Below are 8,011 nucleotides of genomic sequence, written 5' to 3' on the forward strand. Positions count from 1 at the left end.
TCTCTTTAAGGTTTAACTCCGACAGGAGAAGAAGTGTGAAAGATTTACTTAAGTTTCTTAAGCAACAAAATCAAACAGAAGAGTTCGATGGTATACGTATCGGACTAGCCTCACCAGATCAGATTCGTTCTTGGTCATTTGGTGAAGTAAAAAAACCTGAAACGATTAACTACCGTACGTTCAAACCAGAACGTGACGGTCTATTTTGTGCGCGTATTTTTGGTCCAGTAAAAGATTACGAATGTCTTTGTGGCAAATACAAGCGTTTAAAGCATCGTGGTGTTATTTGTGAAAAATGTGGCGTTGAAGTTACATTAACAAAAGTTCGTCGTGACCGTATGGGTCATATCGAATTAGCAAGCCCAGTTGCACATATCTGGTTCTTAAAATCATTACCTTCGCGTATTGGTTTATTACTTGATATGACACTTCGTGATATCGAACGTGTTCTTTATTTTGAATCTTATGTTGTTACTGAACCTGGTATGACGACATTAGAAAAAAGCCAAATTCTAACTGAAGAAGAATATCTTGATGCTTTAGAAGAGCATGGTGATGAATTTGACGCATTAATGGGTGCTGAGGCTGTTTTAGCTTTACTACAACAAATCGATTTAGAAGGCGAAGTAGCGCAAATGCGTGAAGAGCTTCCTGAAATTGGTAGTGAAACTAAGCGTAAAAAAGTCACTAAGCGTTTAAAATTAATGGAAGCATTCGCCGCTTCAGGTAATAAGCCTGAGTGGATGATTATGAACGTACTACCCATTTTACCGCCGGATTTACGTCCGTTAGTACCTTTGGATGGTGGCCGTTTTGCTACGTCTGATTTGAACGATTTATACCGTCGTGTTATTAACCGTAACAACCGTTTAAAACGTCTTCTTGACTTAGTTGCTCCAGATATTATCGTACGTAACGAAAAACGTATGTTACAAGAATCTGTTGATGCACTTCTTGATAACGGTCGTCGTGGTCGCGCAATTACCGGTTCTAACAAACGTCCTCTTAAATCTCTTGCCGATATGATTAAAGGTAAGCAAGGTCGTTTCCGTCAGAATCTATTGGGTAAACGTGTTGATTACTCTGGTCGTTCTGTAATTACTGTTGGTCCTACACTGCGTTTACACCAGTGTGGTTTACCGAAAAAAATGGCACTTGAATTATTCAAACCATTTATTTACGGTAAATTAGAAGCTCGTGGTTTAGCGACTACGATTAAAGCGGCTAAAAAATTAGTTGAACGTGAAGGCGCTGAAGTTTGGGATGTACTTGACGAAGTTATTCGTGAACATCCAGTTATGCTTAACCGTGCACCAACACTTCACAGACTAGGTATCCAAGCGTTTGAACCTGTTCTAATTGAAGGTAAAGCAATTCACTTGCATCCTCTAGTTTGTGCAGCATACAACGCCGATTTCGATGGTGACCAAATGGCGGTACACGTACCGTTAACTATCGAAGCGCAAATGGAAGCTCGTACCTTAATGATGTCTACCAATAACGTGTTATCACCAGCAAACGGTGAGCCGATTATTGTACCATCACAAGATGTTGTTTTAGGCTTGTACTACTTAACACGTGACCGTGTTAATGGTTTAGGTGAAGGCATGGTTTTTGCTGACACTAAAGAAGCTGAAAAAGCTTACCGCACAGGTGTTGCAGAACTTCACGCCCGTGTAAAAATTCGTATCACTGAATACTTTAAAGACGAAGAAGGTAACTTTACTGTTCCTAAAACGACTTTACGTGATACCACGGTAGGTCGAGCCATTATGTGGCAGGTTTGTCCAAAAGGTATGCCTTACGATCTAATCGATCAACCGCTTGGCAAAAAACCAATTTCGAAATTAATTAACCACGCTTACCGTAACTTAGGTTTGAAAGAAACGGTTATTTTTGCTGACCAAATCATGTACACAGGTTTCCATTACGCGATGATCGCGGGTTGTTCTGTTGGTATTGATGATATGGTTATTCCTGCGGCTAAATACACTATTATCGAAGAGTCGGAAGAAGAAGTTGCTGAAATCCAAACTCAATTCGAGCAAGGTTTAGTTACTCAGGGCGAAAAATATAACAAAGTTATTGATATTTGGTCATCTGCCAACGAGAAAATCTCTAAAGCGATGATGGACAATTTATCAAAAGAAACTGTTATTAACCGTGACGGCGTGCCAGAAGAACAAGATTCATTTAACTCTATCTACATGATGGCTGACTCGGGTGCTCGTGGTAGTGCTGCTCAGATCCGTCAGTTAGCGGGTATGCGTGGCTTGATGGCTAAACCAGATGGTTCTATCATCGAAACGCCAATCAAAGCTAACTTCCGTGAAGGTTTGAACGTATCTGAATACTTCATCTCAACTCACGGTGCGCGTAAAGGTCTTGCCGATACTGCACTTAAAACAGCTAACTCGGGTTACTTAACTCGTCGTTTAGTTGATGTTGCACAAGATTTGGTTGTGACTGAACATGATTGTGGTACTTTCGACGGTCTACAAATGACACCACTAATCGAAGGTGGCGATGTTGTTGAACCATTAAGAGAACGTGTTCTTGGTCGTGTTGTTGCTGAAGATGTTATCAAGCCGGGTACTGACGAAGTTTTATTACCTCGTAACACGCTAATTGACGAAGCTTTATGTGATTTCATTGAAGAAAACTCAATTGATCAAATGAAAGTACGTTCAATTATTACCTGTAAAACCGATTTTGGTATTTGTGCTCATTGTTACGGTCGTGATTTGGCTCGTGGCCATATGATCAACCAAGGTGAAGCTATTGGTGTTGTTGCAGCACAATCAATCGGTGAACCTGGTACACAGCTTACCATGCGTACGTTCCACATCGGTGGTGCCGCATCGCGTGCTTCTGCTGAAAACAACGTACAAGTTAAAAACACAGGTACTTTGAAACTTCAAAATGCTAAGTTTGTAACTAACTCTGAAGATCATCTTGTTATTACCTCACGTTCATCTGAAATGACGGTAATTGATGAGCTAGGTCGTGAGAAAGAACGTTATAAAGTGCCTTACGGTACAGTGCTTTCTAAGAAAGATGGTGGTTCAATTGTTGCCGGTGAAATCATCGCTAACTGGGACCCGCATACTCACCCTATTATTACGGAAGTAGCAGGTAAAGTTCAGTTCGTTGATCTTTCTGATGGCGTGACTATGGTTCGTCAAACTGATGATCTGACTGGTCTTTCTAGTATTATTGTTACTGACGCAGGTCAACGTAATGCAACGGGTAAAGAAATGCGCCCAGCATTGAAACTTGTTGATGCTAACGGTGAAGAAGTTATGATTGCCGGGACTGAAATCCCAGCACTTTACTACTTACCGGGTAATGCAATTGTTAACCTAGAAGATGGCGCGGATGTAAACATTGGTGATGCACTTGCTCGTATACCACAAGCAAGTTCTAAAACTCGTGATATAACCGGTGGTCTTCCACGTGTTGCTGATTTATTTGAAGCACGTAAGCCTAAACTTCCTGCAATTCTTGCTGAGAAAACAGGTGTTGTTGCTTTCGGTAAAGAAACCAAAGGTAAAGTGCGCTTATTAATCACTCAACCTAGCGGTGAAGTATACGAAGAGATGATTCCTAAAACGCGTCTTTTGAATATCTATGAGGGTGAGCCAGTAATCAAAGGTGAAGTTATTGCCGATGGTCCTGAGTCTCCGCATGATATCTTGCGTTTACGTGGTGTTGCACCTGTTGCTAATTACATTGTTAACGAAGTACAAGAAGTATATCGTTTACAAGGTGTAAAAATTAACGACAAGCACATCGAAGTTATCGTCCGTCAAATGATTCGCAAGTGTGAAATCTTAGACGCGGGTGATAGTGATTTCTTGAAAGGCGAACAAGTAGAAGTAGCGCGTGTTAATATTTCAAACCGCGAGCTTGAATCTGCTGGTAAGCAACCTGCTGAATACGAAATGCAAATGATGGGTATTACTAAAGCATCATTAGCAACTGAATCGTTTATTTCAGCGGCATCTTTCCAAGAAACAACACGTGTACTTACTGAAGCTGCTGTTGCAGGTAAGAAAGATAAGTTACGTGGCTTGAAAGAAAACGTTATCGTTGGTCGTTTGATCCCAGCGGGTACAGGTTATTCGTACCATCAGGAACGTGCTAAACGTAAACTACAAGCAAAAATGCCTGCTGTTGAAGAAGTCGCTGTTTCAGCTGACGATGCAGCACAAGCATTAACTGACGCACTAAATGCTAGTGATTAAGTAAAAAATATAGCGTTAATGGCCTGTGCTACTTGACAGGCCATAGCTTGACCTATAGAATTCCGCGACCCTATATCCTGTACTGTTTATGTATAGCATTTAAGGTCGCGGATTTTCACGTTTATAAGGGTGTAAATTTCTCATTGATTGGAATTTACACAAGTTTAACTAATCGGGAGCTATTTAATGGCAACTATTAACCAATTAGTACGTAAACCACGTGTAAGACAAGTAACTAAAAGTAACGTTCCAGCGTTACAAGCTTGTCCACAACGTCGTGGCGTATGTACTCGTGTGTATACAACTACACCGAAAAAACCTAACTCAGCACTTCGTAAAGTTGCTCGTGTTCGTTTAACTAACGGCTTCGAAGTAACTTCATACATCGGTGGTGAAGGACATAATTTACAAGAGCATAGCGTTATTTTAATACGCGGTGGCCGTGTAAAAGATTTACCGGGTGTGCGTTATCACACCGTTCGTGGCGCGCTTGATTGTTCAGGTGTAAGCGACAGAAGACAAGGCCGTTCTAAATACGGTGCTAAACGACCTAAATCTTAAGTTTTCCTCTCTAACTCCTTATAGATAGGAAGAGAAAAAAACGTTAAGTAAGGCCAAATAAGAAATTTTTAAATTTATATATTTTGGATTAATCCTGAATACTACGGAGAATTAAGATGCCAAGAAGACGCGTCGTAGGGCAACGTAAAATATTGCCAGATCCTAAGTTCCATAACGAACTTTTAGCAAAATTCATCAACATCCTTATGGTTGATGGTAAAAAATCTACTGCAGAAAAAATTGTTTACGGTGCATTAGACATTTTAACTGAAAAAAACAGCGAGAAAACTCACTTAGAGCTTTTCGAAACTGCTTTAGATAATATCCGCCCATCTGTCGAAGTTAAATCTCGTCGTGTTGGTGGTTCTACTTATCAAGTACCAGTTGAAGTTCGTCCAGTTCGTCGTAATGCTCTAGCCATGCGTTGGTTAGTTGAAGCAGCTCGTAAACGTGGTGAAAAATCAATGGCTCAGCGCCTAGCTAACGAAATGTTAGATGCGTCTGACAGCAAAGGTTCAGCGGTTAAGAAACGTGAAGACGTTCACCGTATGGCTGATGCTAACAAAGCGTTCGCTCACTACCGCTGGTAAGCTAGCAGTTTTGAATGGATGTATGATTTACCCTTTGCGTATGCTTAGGGTAAATACATGGCTAGCAAGAGTTTCTCTTGCTAGCCATACTAACTTTTACGGACTGATGCTTTGCGCAGTTCAAAAAGTATTAAACAGTAGTATTAAACAAATACTCACCGCTTATGCGAATATTTATTTAATAGTACTAATTATTAGTGACTAAGAATTAGAGGATTTCATTTTGGCACGTATCACCCCTATTGAGCGCTACCGTAACATTGGTATCTGTGCGCACGTAGATGCTGGCAAAACGACAACCACAGAACGTGTTTTGTTTTACACGGGTCTTTCTCACAGAATTGGTGAAGTGCACGATGGTGCTGCAACCATGGACTGGATGGAACAAGAGCAAGAGCGGGGTATTACCATTACCTCAGCTGCGACAACTTGTTTCTGGAAAGGCATGGACGGTCAATTTGTTGACCACCGTATTAATATTATCGATACTCCTGGTCACGTTGATTTTACCATTGAAGTTGAGCGCTCTTTGCGTGTCCTCGATGGTGCTGTATTAGTTTTATGTGCCTCTTCAGGTGTTCAACCGCAAACAGAAACTGTTTGGCGTCAAATGGAAAAGTATGCCGTTCCACGCATTGTTTTTGTTAACAAAATGGACCGCACTGGCGCAGACTTTCTTTCTGTTGTTGGTCAGCTAAAAGCACGTCTAAAAGCAAATGCAGTTCCTATTCAGTTACCTATTGGTTCAGAAGAAGATTTTAAAGGTGTTATAGACCTTGTTAAAATGAAAGTGATCAACTGGAGTGAAGACGATCACGGCATGACTTTTACTTATTCAGCAATACCTACCGATATGCAAGACCTTGCCGATGAATGGCGTGAGAATATGATATCGGAAGCGGCTGAAGTATCAGACGAGTTAATGGATAAATACCTTGAAGATGGCGATTTGACAGAAGACGAAATCAAGTCAGCACTTCGACAACGTACCCTTAATAATGAAATCATTCTTTGTACTTGTGGCTCTGCTTTTAAAAACAAAGGCGTACAAGCTGTTTTAGATGCCGTTATTGACTATTTACCCTCACCAACGGAAGTTGCTGCTATTACGGGTATTAGTGATGACAAAAATGAAACACCTGCAACGCGCGCCGCAGATGATAGTGCACCATTTTCCGCGTTAGCCTTTAAAATTGCCACTGACCCTTTTGTTGGTACGTTAACCTTCTTCCGCGTCTATTCCGGAGTAGTAAAAACAGGCGATAGTGTCTTTAATCCGATTAAAGGCAAGAAAGAACGTCTCGGTCGTCTAGTGCAAATGCATGCCAATGACCGTCAAGAAATTAAAGAAGTTCGTGCTGGTGATATTGCAGCAGCCATCGGTTTAAAAGATGTTACTACGGGTGAAACACTGTGTGATGCCAATCACGTAATAACACTTGAGAAAATGGAATTCCCTGATCCGGTAATTTCAATAGCCGTTGAACCAAAAACCATTGCTTCTCAAGACAAGTTAGCCCTAGCCTTAAGTAAATTATCAGCTGAAGATCCTTCGTTTAAGGTCGCTACTGATGATGAAACGGGTCAAACGATCATTTCCGGTATGGGTGAGCTACACTTAGACATTATTGTCGAGCGCATGAAACGTGAGTTTGGCGTCGAATGTAATGTTGGTAAGCCACAAGTTGCTTATCGTGAAACTATTCGTTCTACGGTTGAAGTAGAAGGTAAATTTATTCGACAATCAGGTGGTAAAGGCCAATTTGGTCACGTTTGGTTGAAAATGGAACCCTTACCAGAAGGTGGTGGTTTCGAATTTGTTAACGAAATTGTTGGCGGTACTGTTCCTAAAGAATATATACCTGCCATTGAAAAAGGCTGTTTTGAGCAAATGGATAGTGGTGTATTAGCCGGTTATCCAATGCTTGATGTTAAAGTAACACTTTATGACGGTTCTTTTCATGACGTTGACTCTAATGAAATGGCGTTTAAAGTTGCTGCTTCAATGGGCTTTAGAGAAGGGGCGTTAAAAGCTACGCCGACACTTCTAGAACCTATGATGAAAGTAGAAGTAACTACGCCAGAAGAAAACATGGGTGATGTCGTTGGCGATTTAAATCGTCGTCGCGGTATGATCGATGGCATGGACGAAGGTCCTGCTGGCTCTAAGATAGTGAATGCAATAGTACCACTGTCTGAAATGTTTGGTTATGCTACTGCATTACGCAGTGCAACACAGGGCCGCGCCTCTTATTCGATGGAATTTTTACAATACAGTGAAGCTCCTAAGAATGTAGTTGCGGCAATAACAGAATCTCTTGGAATCTCGTAAGACACTCACTTATAGTTAGTGAAAGTCTAGCTCGGTCATCTTGGCTGCGCTTTTAATAAACTTTAAGGTAATTGAAAAATGGCTAAAGCAAAATTTGAACGTTTAAAACCGCATGTTAACGTTGGTACTATCGGTCACGTCGATCACGGTAAAACAACTTTAACAGCTGCTATCTCTGCAGTATTAACTAAAGTACACGGTGGTGAAGTTAAAGATTTCGCACAAATCGATAATGCTCCTGAAGAGCGTGAGCGTGGTATTACAATCAATACTTCTCACAT

5 protein-coding genes are annotated in these 8,011 nt (G+C 41.0%); all 5 read left to right on the forward strand.

Annotated features, from left to right (window positions below):
• Nucleotides 1-35: 35 nt before the first annotated feature.
• Nucleotides 36-4,247 (forward strand): DNA-directed RNA polymerase subunit beta', encoded by a 4,212-nt coding sequence (rpoC, locus tag H4J56_RS12480; protein WP_070375046.1) that lies wholly within the window; start codon nucleotides 36-38, stop codon nucleotides 4,245-4,247.
• Between the two features lie 186 nt (nucleotides 4,248-4,433).
• Nucleotides 4,434-4,808: a 30S ribosomal protein S12 gene (rpsL, locus tag H4J56_RS12485; protein WP_011045492.1), complete on the forward strand. Its 375-nt coding sequence runs from the start codon at nucleotides 4,434-4,436 to the stop codon at nucleotides 4,806-4,808.
• Nucleotides 4,809-4,924: 116 nt separating this feature from the next.
• The gene (rpsG, locus tag H4J56_RS12490) at nucleotides 4,925-5,398 is read left to right on the forward strand and encodes a 30S ribosomal protein S7 (RefSeq protein ID WP_070375045.1); all 474 of its coding nucleotides are present in this window, start codon (nucleotides 4,925-4,927) and stop codon (nucleotides 5,396-5,398) included.
• 223 nt (nucleotides 5,399-5,621) lie between these two features.
• On the forward strand, nucleotides 5,622-7,730 hold the full coding sequence (gene fusA, locus H4J56_RS12495) for an elongation factor G (protein ID WP_070375044.1): 2,109 nt from the start codon (nucleotides 5,622-5,624) through the stop codon (nucleotides 7,728-7,730).
• A gap of 78 nt (nucleotides 7,731-7,808) precedes the next feature.
• Nucleotides 7,809-8,011, forward strand: a 203-nt coding sequence (locus tag H4J56_RS12500) for a GTP-binding protein (protein WP_259364653.1), incomplete at its 3' end; no start/stop codon positions are given.

It is taken from the genome of Colwellia sp. BRX8-4 (genome assembly GCF_014077345.1).
Classification (GTDB): Bacteria; Pseudomonadota; Gammaproteobacteria; order Enterobacterales; family Alteromonadaceae; genus Colwellia_A.